Origin of the sequence: Polynucleobacter sp. 78F-HAINBA, assembly GCF_018882325.1 — a bacterium.
Classification (GTDB): domain Bacteria; phylum Pseudomonadota; class Gammaproteobacteria; order Burkholderiales; family Burkholderiaceae; genus Polynucleobacter.
In genome coordinates, this window is the sequence record NZ_JACVOQ010000006.1 from 60,924 (window position 1) to 80,804 (window position 19,881).

General features: G+C 46.9%; 25 protein-coding genes. 12 read left to right on the forward strand and 13 right to left on the reverse strand.

The features are described 5' to 3' along the window. Positions 1 to 53: 53 nt before the first annotated feature. The 3 genes from ICN11_RS07875 (at position 54) to ICN11_RS07885 (ending at position 2,167) form a co-directional block, all read left to right on the forward strand. Positions 54 to 830, forward strand: a complete 777-nt coding sequence (locus tag ICN11_RS07875) for a 3-hydroxybutyrate dehydrogenase (protein ID WP_216229894.1) — start codon at positions 54 to 56, stop codon at positions 828 to 830. Positions 831 to 960: 130 nt separating this feature from the next. After that, positions 961 to 1,539, forward strand: coding sequence for a superoxide dismutase (gene sodB / locus ICN11_RS07880; protein WP_216229960.1), 579 nt, complete (start codon positions 961 to 963; stop codon positions 1,537 to 1,539). Positions 1,540 to 1,576: 37 nt separating this feature from the next. Next, positions 1,577 to 2,167 (forward strand): urate hydroxylase PuuD, encoded by a 591-nt coding sequence (locus ICN11_RS07885; RefSeq protein WP_216229895.1) that lies wholly within the window; start codon positions 1,577 to 1,579, stop codon positions 2,165 to 2,167. Between the two features lie 103 nt (positions 2,168 to 2,270). Here the strand turns inward: ICN11_RS07885 and ICN11_RS07890 are convergent, their stop codons facing one another. The 3 genes from ICN11_RS07890 to ICN11_RS07900 form a co-directional block, all read right to left on the reverse strand. Then, a complete protein-coding gene (locus ICN11_RS07890) occupies positions 2,271 to 3,440 on the reverse strand; it encodes an NAD(P)/FAD-dependent oxidoreductase (RefSeq protein ID WP_216229896.1) in 1,170 nt (389 codons plus the stop codon). Between the two features lie 48 nt (positions 3,441 to 3,488). Next, positions 3,489 to 3,656: a rubredoxin gene (locus tag ICN11_RS07895; RefSeq protein WP_216229897.1), complete on the reverse strand. Its 168-nt coding sequence runs from the start codon at positions 3,654 to 3,656 to the stop codon at positions 3,489 to 3,491. A 62-nt stretch (positions 3,657 to 3,718) separates the two neighbouring features. Further along, a complete protein-coding gene (locus tag ICN11_RS07900) occupies positions 3,719 to 4,204 on the reverse strand; it encodes a rubrerythrin family protein (protein WP_216229898.1) in 486 nt (161 codons plus the stop codon). Positions 4,205 to 4,343: 139 nt separating this feature from the next. On the opposite strand from ICN11_RS07900, the gene ICN11_RS07905 reads away from it, so the two are divergent. Together ICN11_RS07905 and ICN11_RS07910 are read left to right on the forward strand one after the other, a co-directional pair. Further along, positions 4,344 to 5,291, forward strand: a complete 948-nt coding sequence (locus ICN11_RS07905) for a hydrogen peroxide-inducible genes activator (protein ID WP_216229899.1) — start codon at positions 4,344 to 4,346, stop codon at positions 5,289 to 5,291. Between the two features lie 77 nt (positions 5,292 to 5,368). After that, complete coding sequence (locus ICN11_RS07910; protein WP_216229900.1) at positions 5,369 to 6,469, forward strand: alkene reductase; 1,101 nt, start codon at positions 5,369 to 5,371, stop codon at positions 6,467 to 6,469. A gap of 43 nt (positions 6,470 to 6,512) precedes the next feature. On the opposite strand, the gene ICN11_RS07915 is transcribed toward ICN11_RS07910, so the two are convergent. The 4 genes from ICN11_RS07915 to ICN11_RS07930 form a co-directional block, all read right to left on the reverse strand. Next, on the reverse strand, positions 6,513 to 6,689 hold the full coding sequence (locus ICN11_RS07915; RefSeq protein WP_161484699.1) for a hypothetical protein: 177 nt from the start codon (positions 6,687 to 6,689) through the stop codon (positions 6,513 to 6,515). Between the two features lie 21 nt (positions 6,690 to 6,710). After that, positions 6,711 to 6,902, reverse strand: a complete 192-nt coding sequence (locus tag ICN11_RS07920; protein WP_216180772.1) for a hypothetical protein — start codon at positions 6,900 to 6,902, stop codon at positions 6,711 to 6,713. After that, positions 6,899 to 7,612, reverse strand: a complete 714-nt coding sequence (locus ICN11_RS07925) for a hypothetical protein (RefSeq protein WP_216229901.1) — start codon at positions 7,610 to 7,612, stop codon at positions 6,899 to 6,901. Before ICN11_RS07925 ends, ICN11_RS07920 begins: the two co-directional genes overlap by 4 nt. An 88-nt stretch (positions 7,613 to 7,700) precedes the next feature. Continuing rightward, positions 7,701 to 8,846 carry an L-lactate dehydrogenase gene (locus tag ICN11_RS07930; protein ID WP_216229902.1) on the reverse strand — a complete coding sequence of 382 codons (1,146 nt, stop codon included), beginning with the start codon at positions 8,844 to 8,846 and terminating at the stop codon, positions 7,701 to 7,703. 149 nt (positions 8,847 to 8,995) lie between these two features. Between ICN11_RS07930 and ICN11_RS07935 the strand changes: the two genes are divergently transcribed. After that, positions 8,996 to 9,904: a DMT family transporter gene (locus tag ICN11_RS07935; protein WP_216229903.1), complete on the forward strand. Its 909-nt coding sequence runs from the start codon at positions 8,996 to 8,998 to the stop codon at positions 9,902 to 9,904. A 104-nt stretch (positions 9,905 to 10,008) separates the two neighbouring features. After that, positions 10,009 to 11,157 carry an aminotransferase class V-fold PLP-dependent enzyme gene (locus ICN11_RS07940; RefSeq protein WP_216229904.1) on the forward strand — a complete coding sequence of 383 codons (1,149 nt, stop codon included), beginning with the start codon at positions 10,009 to 10,011 and terminating at the stop codon, positions 11,155 to 11,157. Between the two features lie 43 nt (positions 11,158 to 11,200). On the opposite strand, the gene ICN11_RS07945 is transcribed toward ICN11_RS07940, so the two are convergent. Continuing rightward, positions 11,201 to 11,851: an FABP family protein gene (locus tag ICN11_RS07945; RefSeq protein ID WP_216229905.1), complete on the reverse strand. Its 651-nt coding sequence runs from the start codon at positions 11,849 to 11,851 to the stop codon at positions 11,201 to 11,203. Between the two features lie 81 nt (positions 11,852 to 11,932). Between ICN11_RS07945 and ICN11_RS07950 the strand changes: the two genes are divergently transcribed. After that, positions 11,933 to 12,217, forward strand: a complete 285-nt coding sequence (locus tag ICN11_RS07950) for a protein tyrosine phosphatase (protein WP_216229906.1) — start codon at positions 11,933 to 11,935, stop codon at positions 12,215 to 12,217. Between the two features lie 11 nt (positions 12,218 to 12,228). Here ICN11_RS07950 and ICN11_RS07955 read toward each other — a convergent pair whose 3' ends face one another. Both ICN11_RS07955 and ICN11_RS07960 read right to left on the reverse strand, forming a co-directional pair. Beyond that, positions 12,229 to 13,209, reverse strand: a complete 981-nt coding sequence (locus ICN11_RS07955) for a DMT family transporter (protein WP_216229907.1) — start codon at positions 13,207 to 13,209, stop codon at positions 12,229 to 12,231. Positions 13,210 to 13,215: 6 nt separating this feature from the next. Continuing rightward, positions 13,216 to 14,097, reverse strand: a complete 882-nt coding sequence (locus ICN11_RS07960; RefSeq protein WP_216229908.1) for an NAD(P)H-hydrate dehydratase — start codon at positions 14,095 to 14,097, stop codon at positions 13,216 to 13,218. A 62-nt stretch (positions 14,098 to 14,159) separates the two neighbouring features. Between ICN11_RS07960 and ICN11_RS07965 the strand changes: the two genes are divergently transcribed. Next, complete coding sequence (locus ICN11_RS07965) at positions 14,160 to 15,575, forward strand: MBL fold metallo-hydrolase RNA specificity domain-containing protein (RefSeq protein WP_216229909.1); 1,416 nt, start codon at positions 14,160 to 14,162, stop codon at positions 15,573 to 15,575. Between the two features lie 3 nt (positions 15,576 to 15,578). On the opposite strand, the gene ICN11_RS07970 is transcribed toward ICN11_RS07965, so the two are convergent. Then, the gene (locus ICN11_RS07970) at positions 15,579 to 16,310 is read right to left on the reverse strand and encodes an ABC transporter substrate-binding protein (protein WP_216229910.1); all 732 of its coding nucleotides are present in this window, start codon (positions 16,308 to 16,310) and stop codon (positions 15,579 to 15,581) included. Between the two features lie 73 nt (positions 16,311 to 16,383). Further along, the gene (locus tag ICN11_RS07975; RefSeq protein WP_216180804.1) at positions 16,384 to 16,584 is read right to left on the reverse strand and encodes a hypothetical protein; all 201 of its coding nucleotides are present in this window, start codon (positions 16,582 to 16,584) and stop codon (positions 16,384 to 16,386) included. Positions 16,585 to 16,792: 208 nt separating this feature from the next. Between ICN11_RS07975 and ICN11_RS07980 the strand changes: the two genes are divergently transcribed. Genes ICN11_RS07980 through ICN11_RS07990 form a run of 3 tightly spaced genes read left to right on the forward strand, consistent with a single transcriptional unit; the run spans position 16,793 to position 19,424 of the window. Beyond that, on the forward strand, positions 16,793 to 17,650 hold the full coding sequence (locus ICN11_RS07980) for an LOG family protein (RefSeq protein ID WP_216229911.1): 858 nt from the start codon (positions 16,793 to 16,795) through the stop codon (positions 17,648 to 17,650). Between the two features lie 37 nt (positions 17,651 to 17,687). Then, positions 17,688 to 18,203 carry a hypothetical protein gene (locus tag ICN11_RS07985; protein WP_216229912.1) on the forward strand — a complete coding sequence of 172 codons (516 nt, stop codon included), beginning with the start codon at positions 17,688 to 17,690 and terminating at the stop codon, positions 18,201 to 18,203. Positions 18,204 to 18,206: 3 nt separating this feature from the next. Next, positions 18,207 to 19,424 carry an NAD(P)/FAD-dependent oxidoreductase gene (locus ICN11_RS07990; RefSeq protein WP_216229913.1) on the forward strand — a complete coding sequence of 406 codons (1,218 nt, stop codon included), beginning with the start codon at positions 18,207 to 18,209 and terminating at the stop codon, positions 19,422 to 19,424. Between the two features lie 27 nt (positions 19,425 to 19,451). On the opposite strand, the gene ICN11_RS07995 is transcribed toward ICN11_RS07990, so the two are convergent. Continuing rightward, a complete protein-coding gene (locus tag ICN11_RS07995) occupies positions 19,452 to 19,841 on the reverse strand; it encodes a group II truncated hemoglobin (RefSeq protein ID WP_216229914.1) in 390 nt (129 codons plus the stop codon). Positions 19,842 to 19,881 lie beyond the last annotated feature (40 nt).

A 19,881-nucleotide genomic window follows, 5' to 3' on the forward strand; every position in this document is an offset into this window, starting at 1 on the left:
CCCGCAAATCCCCATCAGGGGGTTTGCCATTAACTTGATATAGCGAAAAGAATATGTCCCATTTAAAAGGTAAAACAGCTCTCGTCACCGGCTCCACCAGTGGCATTGGTTTGGCGATGGCCATTGGATTGGCAAAGCAGGGCGTCAATATTATGGTGAATGGCTTTGGCGAGAAAGATGTTGCTATTGCTGCCATCAAAGCTTGTGGTGTTGAGGTTGATTATCACGGCGCTGACATGAGCAAACCTGCTGAGATTGAAGACTTGATTCAGCAAACTGAAAAGCGTTTTGGTTCCTTGGATATCTTGGTGAACAACGCGGGCATCCAGTACACAGCCAATGTCGAAGATTTCCCGGCCGATAAGTGGGAGTCGATCATTGCGATTAACTTAAGTTCAGCTTTCTACACATCTCACCATGCTTTGCCTGGAATGAAGAAGCGTAATTGGGGTCGCATTATTAATATTGCCTCGGTTCATGGTCTAGTTGGTTCTATCCAAAAATCTGCTTATGTTGCTGCTAAGCATGGCATCGTTGGCTTAACTAAAGTGACTGCACTCGAGAATGCTAAATCTGGAATTACCTGCAATGCAATTTGCCCGGGATGGGTTCTTACCCCTCTGGTCCAGAAGCAGGTGGATGCGCGCGCGGAACGCGATGGGATTTCTAATGACGAGGCCAAAATAGCCCTGGTTTCAGAGAAGCAGCCTTCAGGTGAATTCGTGGCTCCAGAGCAATTGGCTGCATTGGCTGTTTTCCTTTGCGGTCCCGATGCCTCTGAAGTGCGCGGAGTAGCCTGGAACATGGATGGCGGCTGGACAGCCCAGTAACCCCAAGGGAGGGGTGATTCAAGGTAATCCCCCCATCTTCATGCCCAAACAAAATTGCCAGAATCGTCTATAGTTAGTGCAAATATGGCTGCTATGGCTATTTGTTAACTCGATTTACAAGGAAAAAATGATGGAACATACATTACCTCAGTTACCTTACGCATTAGATGCGCTTTCACCATTTATCTCAAAAGAAACTCTCGAGTTTCACTATGGCAAACATCACCAAACCTACGTAACCAATTTAAATAATTTGATTAAAGGTACTGAGTTTGAAAATGCTTCCCTAGAAGACATCGTTAAAAAATCTGCTGGCGGTGTTTTCAATAACGCCGCTCAAGTATGGAACCATACTTTTTACTGGAATAGCATGAAGCCAAATGGCGGTGGCGCTCCAACTGGCCCATTGGCTGATGCAATTAATGCGAAGTGGGGCTCTTTTGATAAGTTCAAAGAAGGGTTCACAAAGTGCGCAGTAGGTACCTTTGGATCTGGTTGGGCATGGTTGGTTAAGAAAGCTGATGGCTCACTTGATTTGGTTTCAACTAGCAATGCAGCTACACCACTGACTACTGATGCCAAAGCTTTGCTGACTTGTGACGTTTGGGAGCATGCTTATTACATTGATACTCGCAATGCTCGTCCAAAGTACTTAGAAAATTTCTGGAATGTAGTGAATTGGGATTTTGCTAGCGAGAATTTTGCTTAATTCTCGCTAATACATTCATTTCCATTAGAAAGTACTTATGTCATCCATCTTTACCTCATTGGGGCGCACAGTTTTCGCTGGCTTTGTGCTTCTTGCCTTAATTGTTTTGGCTTTAGGTGCAAACCTCAGCTCAATTGAGTTGCCGTTCTTGTTCCGCTGGATTCACGTGATGGTTGGCGTGATGTGGATTGGCTTGCTCTGGTACTTCAATTTTGTGCAGATTCCTTCTATGCCAAAAATCCCGGATGAGCAGAAGCCTGCTATTGGCAAAGTAATTGCTCCAACAGCCTTGTTTTGGTTCCGCTGGGCAGCTTTATTTACCGTTGTTAGCGGTTTAATTTTGGCTGTATTGAATGGTTATGCTCATCAAGCATTTACATTGCAAGCGCCATTCCGTGCCATCGGCCTAGGTATGTGGATTGCTTTGCTAATGGCCTTCAACGTTTGGTTCATTATTTGGCCAAATCAAAAACGTGCCCTAGGCATCGTGGCAGTTGAGCCGGACGTTAAAGCCAAGTCAGCACGTGTTGCAATGTTGACTTCACGCTTCAATACGATGCTTTCTGTACCAATGTTGTTTTTGATGGTTGCTCAATCACATAACTCAACTTGGTTTGTTATCGTTTGATAAATAGACCGTAGTAGATCATCTAAAAGGCCCGCAGATGCGGGCCTTTTCTTATTCCTAAATCCGTTTGAATGAATAGGCAGGTAGTCGCAAAGACTTGCTTCTATTGCAGGATTGGCGGTAATTCTTTTGTGAGGGCGCCACGTTGCGCCGTCGCGGATCCAAGCAAAGCAAAGCCAAGTAATTTTCCATCGCTTGATTCAAAGCGGGCCTCGAGGCCGCCTTCCACGGGAATAATCTTCCAATCGCCAACCGCACCCTTTGCTGGTGGCGAAACAATGGTCGGTAGTGAAGGTGTCTTCACCATCACTGGCATGGCGGGGTAGGTGAGGGCTGCTGCCTGTCCAAGCAAGTTTGGCGCCAAAGCGCGCGCTGCCTGCATGATAGGCATGACATAAGGTAAAACCAAGCCATCCACTTCAGCACAGTCGCCAATAGCAAATACATTTTTAGCGCTAGTTTCTAGTTGGCGATTAACGGTGATGCCTGCGCTCGTGGCAATTCCAGCGGCCTTAGCCAACTCTAGTCTAGGCTTTAGACCAACAGCCGATAGAAACACATCGCTAGTAATTGTCGATCCATTAGCAAGGGTGATTGTGAGGGAGTCTGCGTTACGATCGATCGATTGCACGGTAGTAGCAAAGTGCCAGCGAACTCCAGCATCACTTAGCTTCTCTTGCAGAGCTTGTGCTGCCGCCTCGGGAAGTAGTCGACCCAGAGCCTGTGGCGCCAAATCAATCACATCAACTTCGTAAGAACCTAAAACTAAATCATTTGCAAACTCACAGCCAATGAGTCCAGCCCCAAGAATGGCAATACGTTTTTTGCCTTCAATCGTTTTACGAAACTGGGCATATTCCTCAAGATCATTAACGGTGATTACTTCATTAGCTGCATTGCCCTGTAAAGGTAGGCGAATTTGATCTGCGCCTAAGCCCAGCACCAACTTACCGTAAGGAATGTTTCCTTTGGAAGTTGTAATTATCTGGGCGGCAGTATCAATTGCTGTGACATCAGCATCACCCAGAATAGTCATCTCCAACTGCGTTGCCATTCCTTCAGCATTTGTAGAGACTAATTGCTCTGCTGATTTATTGCTGGCGAGGGCGGTAGAGAGCATAGGCTTCGAATAGAAGTAGCCTGGCTCCCGAGTCACTAGCGTAATGGGTGCAGTCTTGTCGAGTTTGCGAAGTTCACGAACAAGGGTATATCCAGCTAAGCCGCTACCAATGATGACTATTCCTGATGGTGATGCTTGATTCTGTTGATCCAAAGCTGAACTCCCTAGTAATGCGGTTATACGATTGATGTAAGTTTTGAATTAAGAAACTTGAACCATTTCAAAGTCAGATTTTGCTACGCCACAGTCTGGGCACTCCCAATCTTCAGGAATGTCGGCCCAAGCAGTGCCAGCAGGAATGCCTTCTTCCGGTAAGCCCTTTGCTTCGTCATAGATGAAGCCACATACGATACATTGCCAAGATTTCATGATATTTCCTTAAAGATAATTCGATCAGTTTAAATTTAATTCCGTTTTATTTCCGAAGTGGCTTAGGATGCCGCAAATACTTTTGCCTTTTCTAAGGCATTTTTGTAGTGATTAGCATGACGCTCCTCTACATTGGCCAAGGCTGCAAACCGTTTGGCCGCCTTTGCCAGCATTGCCTGAAACTGCTCGGAGTGTTCTTTTGACTCGGCAATTTGCTCATCGATTTCAGCTACAGCTGCTGTATTGCCCTCTTCTACTGCTGTTTTACGAAAGTTTGGGTACATTTCTGTGTATTCATAGGTTTCACCCTCAATCGCAATTTCTAAGGCGCGCTGCGGGGTAATCGAGCTAGCGGGATAGAGTAGGTCGAGATGGCCAAAAGCATGCATGACTTCTTGATCTGCAGTTGCCTCAAAGATTTCGGCCGTATCAATATCGCCTGCAGCACGTGCTAATTTAGCAAAATAGCGATACTTAATATGTGCCATGGATTCACCCGCAAATGCGGATTCCAAGTTTTGGATGGTTTTAATTTCTGGGCGAGCCATTTTCATTCCTTTTTATTTATGTTGGTCAGTGATGTTTAAACACCATGGAATGAATTCTGAACCTCAAATGATGATCAGTCCAATAAATAATAATGATATTATTTATCTAATAAATTGATTATAGGGACATCTACAGATTATGGCTGCTCTACCTTCATTGCGTCAGCTTCGCTATTTTGTAGCAATTGCTCAAGAGCTTAATTTCACCCGAGCAGCAGAAGTCTGTTTCGTGGGCCAATCCACTTTGAGTGCAGGCTTAAAAGAGCTTGAGGATGGCCTGGGCATCCGCTTGGTGGAGCGGGATCGTCAAAATGTAGCAATTACACCGATCGGCCTTGAGATTCTGGAGAGGGCGAAGACGATCTTAGCTTCATCCCAAGATTTGGTGGAATACGCCGATGCTGCAGGCAAGCCCATGGCTGGGACTATTCGCCTCGGTGTGATCCCAACCATCGCACCATTCTTACTCCCAAATGTGATGCCAGATATTCGGACCCGCTTTCCGAGTCTGAAGATTGCCTTGCGCGAGGACCTGACGGCCAATCTTTTAACTAGATTGGCTGAGCATCAATTGGATTTCATTTTGATTGCCTTGCCCTATGAGACCTCAGGTTTATTGGTTAAAGAATTATTTGATGATGAGTTTTGGCTGGTTGCCAGGGAAGATGATCCAGCACTCAAGGGCAAGGAGATTTATCTGCCGGCAAAAATGGCGGAGAGACTACTACTTTTAGAAGAGGGGCACTGTTTACGCGAACACACATTGCAAGCTTGCAAGCGCTCAGATATTCGCAAAGCGGACGGTATGGAAGCCACGAGCTTACTAACACTGCTACAGATGGTGGACTCCGGAATGGGAATTGCATTGTTGCCAGAGATGGCGGTGAGGGGTGGTTTATTAAATGGCACTAGCTTGGAAGCTCGTCCATTGGCACCGCCTGCTCCTAAGCGAGTGATTGCCTTGGTAGCTCGTTCATCCACGGCTCACATAGAGGAGTTCCAAGCATTTTCTGATTGCATTCAGGAGAGATTCAAGAAGGGCGCCAAGAGTAGTCGTGGCGCGGTGAAGGGCTTACGCAAGGATTAAGCTGTGCTCAGCAAGAATGCACCATTCTTGCTACAGTCCATGATCAAATAATTTATCAGTAAAAAAGAAAGAGTCTCATGTCCGGAAAAGAAATCATGTTTACCCCTGTCAAGCTTGGCTCTATTGAGTTAAAGAACCGTCTGGTGATGGCACCGCTAACAAGAATGCGCGCTATCGATGGGGATGTGCCAAGTCCTTTGGCAAAAACATACTACCAACAAAGAGCAAGTGCTGGCCTCATCATCAGCGAAGCAACACAAATTTCCCCAATTGGAAAAGGCTATCCTGCCACCCCTGGAATTTATTCTGCTGAGCAAACTGCCGCATGGAAAGATATCGTCGATGCTGTTCACGCGAAGGGCGGCAAGATGGTTGCCCAACTCTGGCATGTGGGTCGTATTTCTCATTCCTCATTACATCCTGAGCAGGGTGCCCCTGAAGCGCCTTCTGCAATTGCACCTGCTGGTCAGACCTATGGCGCCGATTGGAAGTTGCATGACTATGAAACTCCTAAAGCAATGACGACTGAAGATATTGCGCTCCTATTAAAGGATTTTGAATTGGCTGCGGCTAATGCAAAAGCGGCGGGTTTTGACGGTATAGAAATTCATTCCGCAAATGGTTATCTGCTGGATCAATTTTTACAAGACAAAACCAATCAACGTACTGATGAGTATGGCGGCTCTATCGAAAACCGTGTGCGTCTATTGGGCGAGGTGATTGAGTCGGTTGCTAAGGTATTCCCAAGCGACCGCATCGGTGTCCGACTTTCACCTTATGGTAGTTTTAACGATATGGCCGATAGCGATCCTATCGCTTTGTTTAATGCCGTCATTCAAAAGCTTAATGGCTACCAGTTATCCTATGTACACATGATTGAACCGCGTTCAACGACTGCGGGTGGTAACGATCAGATTGATGCGGGCGCCCCAATCACTTCTGAGATCTTCCGAAATGCATACAAAGGTAAATTCATTAGTGCTGGTGGATATGACCAAGCTATGGGAGAGGCTGTTCTTGAAGCTGGCTTAGCCGATGCAGTTGCTTATGGTCGTTTGTATATTGCCAACCCAGATTTAGCTGAGCGCTTTGAGCGGGGTGCTGCACTCAATGCCTACAACCGTGCAACGTTCTACGGTGGAGCAGAAGTAGGGTATACCGACTACCCAACGCTCTAATCTAAATAACTATTTATAGGGCCTCTATCGAAAGATGGGGGTCTTATTTTTTGTCTTCGGGATCTTTCAATAGATCGTAGTGGTTCGCAACGAGTAGGAGTGCAATCGATGCGCAACCCATGGCAAAGAATTGCCATTGATGCAACATGGCAGTTCCGATTACCGTCATTAGGATGGTCCAGCCAACCGCCATCTTGGCTTTTTTGCTTAAGGGTTTCATATATCGGAATTCCAGTAAAAATTATCTAACGGAAAGTCTGGCTCTGGCGCTCAGCTCATTTGGGGCTCCGCGCTTATCGATCTGAGAAAGTCTAAGGGCCTCTTGCTCAAAATCAATTTGAGCTGGATGAAATTCAATATTGCCCAAGTGAATGACGTAAGTCCATACCAATTCACGGCCTCTATCTTTGTATACATCTACAACGCGCTTCATTTTTTACCGCCCATGGTGAGTGCCGAGCTATGACCGGCGTTCATATTGTGTTTTAAATCAATCAAATTTCGTGGATCGATACGAATCACGCCACCACGAGGGCTATCGATGTCTGCAATCAAAAAGAAAGAGATGGCAATCATCGTTGGAAAAATCATAAAGAGGCCGACATTGCGCTTAAAGTTTCTTGCGCCAAAGCCTACTAACATATTGGCGCCAATCGCGATTGCCGCCATTAACCACCAGGCAGCGGTCGGGATACGATTCCACCAGGCAGCCTGAGTGTATCCATGGGAATTAATCACATCATTCATCCCTGAGATGACTAGCGCAGTAGTGGGTGTTGATTGTGTACGTGCAACAGGGAGTAACTCATTCCACATGGCATTCTCTAGTGCAATCGTACGCTGCGTAATTTGCCTAGCAGTTTCATGATCCTGCTTGGAATAGAACAAGATACGCTGATCCAGGTATTCGTTCAGCAAGCCTTTAATGGTCTCTGCAGTTTTGCTGGGCAGAAGATCTGCCCTTAAAAACTCAGTACCAATTGCATTTGCCTCAGCCTCTTCATAAGTCTGTCTTAAGTCATATCGAGCAATGGCCATAGAGAAGGTAAAGCCAATGATCAAACCCAGCAGAGTGAGTGTGGCCGTCTGGATGATTCCTAAATCCGCCGAGGTCTCAGTATCCTTTGTGCGGTACTTGCTCAATACGGCGTTACCAAACCACACTGAGCCCGAAAGGACTACAGCGGAAATGGCAAATACTAATTCAGGAGAGTTGGCTAAGTGTGGGATATTAAAAAGTTCCTGGATACAAAATATCTTTAGTCACATTCTGAATATCACGATGTCCTGTAAACGCCATCGTGATATCCAATTCATTGTGAATAATGTCGAGGCATTTAGTCACGCCAGCTTCGCCCATGGCACCCAAGCCATAGAGGAAAGGGCGGCCAATCATCGTACCGCGTGCACCAAGTGCCCAAGCTTTCAATACGTCTTGTCCAGACCGAATACCGCCATCCATCCAAACCTCAATATCCTTGCCAACCGCATTAACGATGCCAGGCAAAGCTTTGATGCTAGAGATGGCGCCATCTAATTGACGGCCACCATGATTGGAAACAATCAAGGCATCGGCGCCGGAGTTTGCAGCAAAGCGCGCATCCTCTTCGTCCAAGATGCCTTTAATGATTAACTTGCCACCCCAGAGTTTTTTAATCCACTCCACATCATCCCAGCTTAGGCCTGGATCAAACTGTTCGGCAGTCCAAGAGGAGAGGGAGGACATATTGCCAACACCAGTAGCGTGACCAACAATATTGCGAAAGGTTCTGCGAGGAGTCATTGTCATGCCCATGCACCAGCGTGGCTTGGTCATCATGTTGATCATGTTGGCAATGGTCAGCTTTGGAGGTGCAGACAAACCATTTTTTAAATCTTTATGGCGTTGTCCCAAAATCTGTAAATCCAACGTCAATACAAGGGCAGAGCACTTGGCAGCTTTGGCGCGTTCAATGAGGCGCTCAATAAAGCCACGGTCTTTCATGACATAGAGCTGAAACCAAAACGGTTTAGTGGTGCGTTCTGCCACATCCTCAATCGAGCAAATACTCATGGTGGATAAGCAGAAGGGAACACCAAACTTTTCAGCGGCACGGGCGGCCAGGATTTCACCATCGGCGTGTTGCATACCAGTCAAACCAGTTGGTGCAAGTGCTACAGGCATTGCGACCTCTTGACCCACCATGGTTGTTTTGGTCGTGCGGTTGGTCATGTCTACGGCAACGCGCTGACGCAGTTTGATCTTCTGAAAATCCGATTCGTTGGCTCGGTAGGTAGATTCAGTCCATGAGCCAGAGTCTGCATAGTCATAGAACATCTTAGGGGTGCGTTTTTGGTGCAGAACTCGTAAATCTTCAATATTGGTGATGATTGCCACTAAAACCCCCTTTGTATATTGCCAATGCCAGATGTCTGGCGCTAATTTAAGCTCTATCTTAGCAATACCAGGCAATTTGTTTCTACAATGCGTAGGCAAAGCCCTTCTTGGGGCTCAAAATACCTATTTATTCACCTAAATCCTCCTGAATGCCTCAAATACCCCTGTCGACCGTCTTTTATTTAACGCTAGCTACTTTGCTTTGGGCGGGTAACGCGATCTCTGGACGGGTATTGGTGGGAAGTATTTCTCCAATCACCTTAAGTGCAGTTCGTTGGGGTCTGGCAGCTCTTATGTTGCTTCCTTTAGGCTGGAAGGTATTGAAGCCGAGCAGTGCCCTCTGGCAAAACAAAGGTCGCTTCTTAGTCTTGGGTCTTTTGGGTGTGGGTAGCTATAACGTGCTGCTCTATCTTGCCCTGCAAACCTCTACTGCAATTAATGTCACGCTCATTGGTGCCAGCATGCCGATTTGGATGCTCTTTATCGGCGCCGTTTTTTACAAGGTGAGGCCAACGCTGCTGCAGATGCTAGGTGCAGTTGTTTCTTTGGTGGGGGTTACCATTGTTCTGACGCGTGGCGAGCCTACCAGTCTGCTGAGTATGGAAGTGGTAATGGGTGATTTACTCATTATGTTGGCCACAATTCTTTGGGCTTTCTACAGCTGGATGATTAGCCGTCCAGGGGAGAGTACTGAACGGCAATGGCCATGGGCTGAGTTCTTGATGGCCCAGGTCTTAATTGGTTTTATGTGGACGATGTTGTTTGAGGGTGCTGAGATTGTCACGGGACATGCCTTTATTGATCTCAACTACTGGACTGGCGCATTGATCATTTTTGTAGCAATTGGGCCATCATTAATTGCTTATCGATGCTGGGGTTTGGGGGTCAACGGTGCCGGTCCAACCGTAGCGGCATTCTTTGCCAACCTCATTCCCTTATTCACAGCATTACTCTCGGCGGCTATTTTGGGTGATCCACCCCAGCTTTTTCATGGCCTGGCTTTTGCCCTCATTGTTATCGGAATACTGGTCTCCTCTACGGCTAAAAAAAGTAGTTAACCCATCTCATTTGCTCGAAAAGCCCATTTTCAGAGGCTGAGTACCCAAACAGCACTAAATCAGTATCATTTAGGGCTAACCACACGATTTACTAGGAAATTACTATGCCAGGCTTACTCCCGAATGTTGATCCAGACGGTTTATTAGAGTTTTCGGTTGTTTACACAGACCGCTCGCTGAACCACATGTCTGAAGAATTCAAAAAAGTCATGGTGGACATCTCTAGTGTCCTGAAGGATGCTTATAACGCTAGCTCGGCTGTCATCGTTCCGGGTAGCGGCACTTTCGGTATGGAAGCAGTTGCCCGCCAATTTGCTAACAATGAAAAGTGCCTTGTATTGCGCAACGGTTGGTTTAGTTATCGTTGGACTCAGATTTTTGATCTGGCCAATATTACTCAGGACGTTACTGTCATCAAAGGTAAGCAGTTAGAAGATACTGCGCAGGGTGTTTTTGCTCCAGCACCGATTGAAGAAGTAGTGGCCTTCATTAAGAAAGAAAAGCCAGCAGTTGTTTTCGCTCCTCATGTGGAAACCTCTGCCGGAATTATTTTGCCGGATGACTATCTCAAAGCGGTTGGTGAAGCAGTTCGTTCAGTCAATGGTTTATTTGTGCTGGATTGCATCGCTTCAGGTGCAATGTGGGTAGATATGAAGGCTTGCAATGTTGATGTGGTGATTACTGCACCTCAAAAAGGTTGGAGTAGTTCACCTTGCTGTGCCTTGATTGCCATGGGCGATAGAGCACGTGAGCGTATTGAGTCCACACAGAGCAGCAGTTTCTCCATGGACCTCAAGAAGTGGCTCCAAATTATGGAAGCGTATGAAAAGGGTGGTCATGTGTATCACACCACTATGCCAACAGACGCACTCAAAATCTTGCGCAATGTAATGAAAGAAACTCAGGCCTTGGGATTTGCTGCACTGAAAGCGAAGCAACAGGAGTTGGGTGACAAGGTTCGCGCTTTATTGGTATCGAATGGCTATCACTCAGTTTCAGCAAAAGGCTTTCAGTCTCCTGGCGTAGTAGTGAGCTACACCAAGGATCCAGATATTCAATCAGGTAAGAAATTTATTGCGCTGGGTTTGCAGACTGCTGCTGGCGTGCCATTGCAGTGTGATGAGCGCCCAGACTTCCGCACTTTCCGAATCGGTTTGTTTGGCCTAGAGAAGTTGGCTCATGTTGACCGTACTGTTGGTCATCTTGCAGCAGCTCTAGAAAAAATTACTGAGACTGAAGTCCAACCAGCTTAAGTGGCAAAAAAGAGTAAGAAAAAAGAGTAATTAGAAAGCCGTCTTAGGACGGCTTTTTCATTGCCTCTAGCGCCAAAGGGTTGGGGGTAGCTTCACCTACCTTAGTGAGTACATTCGTATCCAGATGATGAAAGGGCTCATCTTGACCTTTGATCATCATGACCGTGTCTTGCTCGTACGACCAAGTGCCATCTTCCAAAATGGTTACCATGATGCGGTACTCAATGGTTTTAAATGCGTAGTCCAAGAAAGGGCTTGAAGAGATCCCAGCAGTTGGATCATCAATTTTGGCAACGCATTCAAACTGGGTTGCGCTAGCAGAGGCTTTTCCTGTTGCCATCGTGATCATGCCGCGAGGAATCGTAAGGGTGTGAACAATGGATCCAGTTGCAGGCTCCCAAAGCCAATAGCCAACTTGATCATGATAGGTTTTGACTTGATCTGGCTTGGTGATGTGCAGGTGATAGCGCAGGCCATAAAACAACTGTGGCCCATTTGTTTGCGGATCAATTGGCTGCATCTCAATACGCTCGGTATAAACCTGCTTCTTTGGACCTTCAGCTTTGGGCTTAATGTCTAATCCCCGCTGACCTTCCCAGATCCCAGCAAGACGGGTAAGGGGCCCTAGGTTTTCGAGGGTATTGATTGAGTATCCCTGGGGCTCTGTATAGATATCAGCGGGAAAAGAGTTCATGCGGACGCCTTGGTTAAATGGAGCATTAATGGCAAATAATTGAGTATTATCAAATTATCCACAAACCTTATGGAGTCTCAAATGAATACTCGCTTTGCAAAACTCACTTTGGCCACACTCATTTCCGCCTCTATTGGTTTATCACCGCTGACCGTGATGGCGGCCGATCCAGCACCAGCTCCTGCGCCAGCGGCAGCTCCAGCAGCAACGCCTGCTACTCCAGCACCTGCAGCTCAGCCAGAGAAGGCTGCTAAGAAGTCTAAGAAGCAGGCTAAGAAGGATAAAAAAGCAGAGAAGAAGGCTAAGAAGAAATCAAAGAAAAAAGCTAAAGCCGCACAAGAGCCTGCAGCAGCTCCGCAGCAATAAATTCCTGGTAATTAAGTTAGGGGGTCGGATCCCTCAAGGTCTAAGGGCTTTGTGGAATTTAACCCCTTTTGCTTTTCTGGCGGATTGTTGCGTACCAGTAGCCACATTGCCCCCATCACCAAACTCATCCCGCCCACCTGAATCCAGGTGATTGGTTCAGACAACACAATCCAGCCCATAAATAGCGTTGAAACGGGGCCCAGTATTCCGGCTTGTGCAACGAGGGGTGAGCCGATGCGATTAATCGCAATCATGATTAACAGCATCGGAATGACGGTACACAGACTGGCGTTAAGTAGGCTGAGCCAATAGATCTGATGAATCTGTACAAATACGGCCGCAGGATCGTAAATCAGAATTTGAATCACGCTGAGAAGCGCAGATGCAGAACTGGCGTAGACCACTAAGCGCACGCTACCTACGCGCTTTACCATTTCTCCGGAACCAATCATGTAGATTGCATAGGAGCATGCGCTGGCAAAAACCAGCAACATGCCGAGCACGGCCAAAGAACCCGTCGAGCTGGCATCCTGAATGAAGACCACAATCACGCCAAGATATCCAACAACAAGCGCATACCATTGCAAGCGACTAATGGATTTATTCAGTACAAAATAAGAAATCAATAAGACGATAGTAGGGGTGAGGTAAAGAACAATTCGCTCCAGTCCTACTGAGATATATTGCAGCCCTAGAAAGTCTAGGTAGCTTGAAAGAAAGTAACCCATAAATCCCAAGGCAAATATCTTGATCTGATCTCGCCAAGTTAGCGGACTCATGGCTTGTCTGCGTGCTTGCCACCAGTAAATTCCCCAGAAAAGAGGGAGGGCCATCAGCATCCGTAAGGCAATTAAAGTCTCTGCATTTGCACCATAGCCAAATGCGAGCTTGATCAGAATCGCTTTTCCTGAAAACAGGACTGAGCCTAAGCCGGCCATAAAGAGGCCATACACATAACGACGATGTTGCAGAATTCCGCTAGCTGATTGCATGCTGTTTTATAACAGCTTATTCAGAAGACTCCGCATCTCCAAAATGACCTCTGAGGGAGTAAGCCCAATCGGACCAATGTGCTTGGCCACCAAACTATCTGCAGCGGATGCATGGAGTTGAACCCCAAGACAGCCAGCCTCCCACAGATTGAGATTGTGCTGCAGTCCTTGGGCAGCAATCGCCGCAATCGTGCCGGTTAACACGTCACCCATTCCGCCAACAGCCATACCGGGATTGCCTTCTGTGCATTGCACTGCTAAATGAGTAGGAGAAGCAATCAACGTATGTTGGCCTTTGAGAACCACAATGGAGTTGGTGAGGCTCACTAAGTCAGATAGGGCTCCAAGGCGATTTGCCTGGATATCCGAGGCTGTCCTGTTTAGAAGATGTGCAGCTTCACCAGGATGCGGAGTCAAAATACTCATGCCCGGAAGTACTTGATTACGTTCCTTCAGTAGATCTAGATATTCAGGGGTATCAGCAATGAGATTGAGCGCATCGGCATCGATCACTAGTGGAGCTTTTGGGTAGCGCAGAGAGGCTATCAGCCAATCCCTAGCTAGCGCAGAAAAACCTAAGCCAGGTCCAATCGCAATCACATCAGGTGCGGTAGCTTCTAATTGTTCTTGTGCATTAAAGCTGGCCAAGCGAACCATGAGCTCAGCCTGTTCTGGCATGGCATGGGCGGCTGTCGGATCGAGCATTTCTAAAATGGTCCAGCCAGCTCCTAAGTGGAGTGCTGCGCTACCAGATAACATCAGGGCGCCAGCCATACCAGGTGCACCACCAATCAGTAGGACTTTGCCGGCATTTCCTTTGTGTTCTGAGGGGGCTCGCTTAAGACGAGTGATAAGCTCGAGAGATCTCAGTTCGGTAGGGGGATTCATTTGAATAGTATCGCTCCAATGAGTGGCTTAACAATGGATTTTATCGGGAGTATCCTGTAGCAATGAAAATACAATTTCTTGGTGCTGCAGGTGAGGTTACTGGTTCGAGGCATTCTGTTGAGGCTGTTGTGGGTGGTCGTGAAGTCCGCTTCATGGTGGACTTTGGTATGTTTCAGGGCGGGCGCGAGGCCACCGCAAAGAATCTTGAGCCTTTACCGTTTCCGCCTAAAGAAATTGATTTCGTCGTGCTAACACATGCACATATTGATCACAGCGGTTTATTACCTAGACTCTGTGCCCAAGGTTTTGCTGGCCCCATTTATTGCACTGATGCGACATTTGAGTTGCTAAAAATTATGCTCCCCGATAGCGCGCATTTGCAGCGCTCCGATGTAGAGCGGGCAGAACGTAGACAAAAGGCGGGCAAGTGGCGCGGTGAGCTACCAGTGGCTTTGTACTCCATGGAGGAGGCTGAGCTTGCTCTTGGGCAATGTCAAATACTCCCTTATGGAAAAACGCTAGAACTGGGCCAGGGTATTCATCTCGAGTTTCAGAATGCGGGCCATATTCTAGGATCGGCAATTGCCGTGATCGATGTTACCGAAGACCATGCCAAGAAAAAGCGCTGTGTATTTTCTGGGGATATTGGCATGAAGGGAAAGCTATTGATGCCCGATCCCACTAGGATCGAACAGGCAGACGTGGTGGTAGTGGAGTCAACCTATGGTGATCGACTACATAAAACTTTGGCAGATACCGAGTCTGAATTAATTGATGTCGTAACTAGCACCTTAAGTGCGCATGGCAATATTGTGATCCCCGCATTTGCTGTGGGTCGTACTCAGGAGATTTTGTTTCTATTAATTGATTTGGTGAAGCGCAATTTGTTGCCTCATCTGAGTATTTGGGTTGACTCTCCAATGGCAACCGCCGCTACCCATTTGACTCAGCATTTCTTTTCGCAGTTAGACAAAGAGTCACAGTCAACTTTTGAATGGTTCAAAAAGAACCCAGGTGCAGTGGATCTGAGGTTCATAGCAGACGTAGAAGAATCTAAGGCACTAAATAAAATCAAGGGTGGGGCAATTATTATTTCAGCAAGTGGTATGTGTGATGCAGGGCGCATTGTTCATCATCTGCAGAATAATTTGCCGCGCGCACAAAATGCAATTGTGATTACTGGATTTCAGGCTTATGGCAGCTTAGGTCGTCGCTTGGTAGATAAGGCGGCCAAGGTTCGCCTCTTCGGTGAAGAAGTTGCGGTTCGCGCTTCGATTCATACAATTGGTGGCTTATCCGCCCATGCGGATCAGGCTGGATTATTGGATTGGTTGCGAGGTTTTAAATCAGCGCCGCAATCCGTATTTGTAGTTCATGGAGAGCCCGAGGCTTCTGCCGTCTTGGCTCAATCCATCCGGGAAGAGTTAGAGTGGAAGAATGTCATTATTCCAGAGCGCTTACATACCTACACTCGCTGATTCTTAATCAGCTACTTTAGCGCCTTGAACCTTATGGCGAAGCATTGCATCGGCAATAAATCCAGATGCTTTGAGTTCTTGAATCACGCTACTGAGGTAGGCGGTTATTTTTTCAAAATCGACCCGTGCTTTAGGCGTACCAATGGCCTGATTGATCACCATAAATCTACCGGGCAGCATGCGTAAACCTTCGTAACGTTGCGCATCACTCTCTAATTGCTGCTTCACGCCGGCGGCAACGTTTCCGGACCCAGACATAAAGTCATCTACTACTGCTTGAGAATTGGCGGAACGTAGCAGGCTGGCTTGTTTGATTTCACGGGTAAGGTAAAGATCGTAGGCGCTGCCTTTGCCAACAACAATCTCATTACCAGCAGCATCAACATCTTCATTCGTCATCAATGGCGAGCACTCCTTGACCATATAAGCGCCTTCAATCTGGATGTATGCAGGGGTGTAACTGATGTCGGCCCCACGAACAGGGTCAATTGCCACAAACACCAAATCCACATCCCCCGCTTTAACTGCATCAACGGTAGCCCCAGCCATTTGATAGCAGGTAAAAGTAATTGGAAGCTGTAGCTGACTTGCAATGTAATTTGCTATGTCAACAGTAATTCCTTTGGGGGCATCCCCATCTAGGCTGGCCAAAAGAGGGTTACCTAAATTGATGCCCACTCGCAAGCTACCTGTTGGGGCAAAAGAACTGAGCAATGAAGGGTCAAGTCTATTCATGTGAGAGAGGGGTGAATAAAAATAGTTACAAAAAAACCGCGGCGAACCGCGGCTTATTTTTCTCGAGAAGAGATTACTTCTTAGCGTCAGCTGCTGGAGCTGCTGCAGGTGCAACTGGAGCTGCAGGAGCATCTTTCTTAGCTTCTTCCATGTGTGCTGCTTCAGCACCATGCTTCTCGCCACCCATATCAATGTCGCCGTCGCCTTTGAGGAGTAAATAGGCTGTGGCACCAACTAATACTAGTACCATGATGATGATTGAACGGTTGCTCATTGCTTTTCCTTCGGTTTGGTTAATATCTTCCAATATTAACTCCTGAAGCGCTGGCGGTAAATCCGAATAAGCCCTAGATACCCAATTAATGCAATATTCTAGGTAGTAATACTGATTTAGAAGCGATCTTCCTTGGCTTCATTGGCTCAGTGATAATGATCGGAATTCAAGGTAGGCCACTCTTAAAGCTTGGAATAAAGGTGCAAATATGAGTCCAAGACTCCCAGTAAATAACTCTCAAACGATCACTGATTTTCTGAATCTCCAGAAAAGCCAAATGGCGGAAGACACTTCTGAAGACTCGTATCGATTTGCTTTTGATGATCAGGCCTTTTTAGCGCGCCGCGAAACTTTAGGTCTGCGCTTTCAGCTGGAGTTATTGAAACCGGAAATACTCCTGCATGAGCGTGGCATTGAGCACACGATTACCGTCTTTGGATCCACCCGCTTTGTGAGCTCTGAAAAAGCGCAGGAGTTGGAAAAGAATGCAAAAACACCGGAAGCCATAGCTGAGGCTAAACAAGCATTGCTTCACTGTAAGTACTACGATTCTGCAAGAGAATTTGGAGCAATCGTTGCAGGCTATAACGCCACCCAATCTGAAGATCGGAATAAATTACATATTGCTACCGGCGGTGGCCCTGGAATTATGGAGGCTGCAAATCGTGGTGCTTTTGAGGCTGGGGATCAGAGTATTGGTTTTAATATCAGCTTGCCGAGAGAGCAGCATCCCAACCCCTATCTCACTCCGGGCTTAAGTTTTCGCTTCCATTATTTCGCTATTCGCAAAATGCATTTCATGCTTAGGGCGAGGGCGATTGTTGCTTATCCGGGAGGCTTCGGCTCTTTTGATGAGTTGTTTGAGGTTTTAACCTTGATGCAAACCAAAAAGGTGGAACGTTTTCCAATCATCTTGGTGGGCAAGACGTTTTGGCAAGAGGTTGTTAGCTTCAAGCAGATGCTGGAGTATGGGGTGATAGACAAGGTAGATATGGATTTAATCCACTTTGTAGAGACTGCCCCAGAGGCTTGGACGGTGATTCGCGACTGGTACCAGTTGGCCTAAATACGCATGAGAACTGTAAAATAGGCACTCAGACACTATGACTATCTCTAATACCGTACACCTGACCTCCGAACTAGATCTGCCGGCCTATTTATTCGGCATTGCTATGCTTTTAGTTGTGATGCTGGTACATGGAGTGGCCTTGCTTCAAATTGCAAAGCGCTACGAGGTAAAGTCCTTTTTGTATCTTTCAGAGCATAAGTACTCTTCGGTGGCTTTCGTGTTTTATGTCAGCGTACTGTGTTTATTTTTGATCCATATCTTTGAGATCATTCTTTGGGGAATTTCATTAAGAGCATTTAATCTCTTGCCAAACTTAGGTGAGAGCATTTTGTTTAGTGGCAGCACCTATACAGCGATGGGCTTTATGGACGACCTCCTGCCAAGTGGCTGGAAGATGTTGGCGGTCATTATTGCCTTCTCCGGAATGTTTGCTTTTGCTTGGACTGCATCCGTCATGATCTCCATGACTAAGAATTTTCGTCAAGCCTATACCCGTTTGCACATGCAAAAACTTCAGCTACCGTCTGAAGTCATTGAGCGCTTTAAGTAAGTAATGAGTAAAACATGGGATGCCATCGTCATCGGTGGTGGTGCAGCTGGGCTATTTTGCGCTGGCGTTGCTGGCCAGCTGGGTAAAAAAGTATTGGTACTGGACCATGCCGACATCTTGTGTGAAAAAATTCGTATCAGTGGTGGAGGTCGATGTAACTTCACCAATTTACACAGCAGTCCAGCAAATTTCCTTTCCTTAAATCCGAACTTTGTAAAAAGTGCTTTAGCTCGCTACCCCGCAAAAGAGTTCATTAAGCTAGTGCAGTCTTATCGTATTGCCTATCACGAGAAGCATCAGGGGCAACTATTTTGTGATGACTCTGCCAAACAGATCATCGAGATGTTGCTAGGGGAGTGCGCTAAGGGAGGTGTTGATATTCGTCATCCGGTTACGGTGGAGTCGATATCCAATGAAGCTGGCGCATGGATTGTGAAAACCAGTGCTGGTACAGAAAGATCCAAGTCTATCGTGATGGCAACAGGTGGCTTGCCGGTTCCTGCAATTGGCGCAACAGCTTATTCCTTGGATATTGCTGAGCAATTTGGATTGAAGGTAGTTGATCCACGTCCTGCATTGGTGCCACTGTCATTTACTTCAGGTGAGTTTGATAATTTAATTGAGTTATCTGGCCTCAGTTTGCCGGTTCGTATCGCTTCAGGATCAAAGGGTCATCGCTATGGCGCTTGCCGCTTTAATGAAGATCTACTCTTAACGCATAAAGGTCTTTCAGGGCCCGCAGTGTTGCAGGCGAGTAGCTATTGGGCTGAGGGTGAGGCAATACACATTGATTGGCTTGGTGCCGTGGAGGCCAATGGGCGCTTTACCTGCGATGAGTTATTCGATAACGAGGATAACCGCCTCAAACTTACTGAAAATATCTTAGCCTCGGTGATGCCACTACGCTTAGCAAAAGCGTTTGCTGAACAGAAAAGCCTCTTAGGAAAAAAGTGGGCTGAGGTTTCTAAAAAAGACCGTCAGGCGCTCAAAGAGCTCATCACTAATTGGTCGGTAAAACCCGCAGGAACGCTGGGCTGGAAAAAGGCTGAAGTGATGTTGGGTGGAGTCGATACCAAAGACCTAGATGGGCAAACCATGATGGCTCGTAATCAGCCTGGCCTGTATTTCATTGGTGAGTGTGTTGATGTCACTGGGCACCTTGGTGGCCATAATTTCCAGTGGGCCTGGGCTAGTGGCTTTGCTTGCGCCCAATCCCTTTAAGGATTTCTTAAAAATCCCAGTAATGTATTAGTTTGGCTGGTTTCTCATCCAGTCGGCGGTATTGAAGAAAGACTCTTCTAGCTGAGCGCCAATCTGGCCACCAATACCGCAATCTTCCATCGCACGATACATGCAGGCCAACCATTGATTGCGTTCCTTAAGACCAATCTTAAAAGGCAGATGTCTAGCTCGCAGCATTGGGTGACCATATTTGGGAGAATAGACGTCTGGACCTCCCAGCCATCCCGATAAAAAGAGCTTGAGCTTATCCCTTGAGTTCGTGAGATCTTCAGAGTGCATGGCCCGCAATTCTGCGAAGGGCTCTTCTAGTGCCATCAAATCATAGAAACGGTCGACCAATTCCTCAACCTTTGCAGCGCCACCAATAATCTCGTAAGGGTTTTTTCGTTCACTCATGCCCCAATTTTAATGCCTATAAAGCAGGGAATTGGCAAGT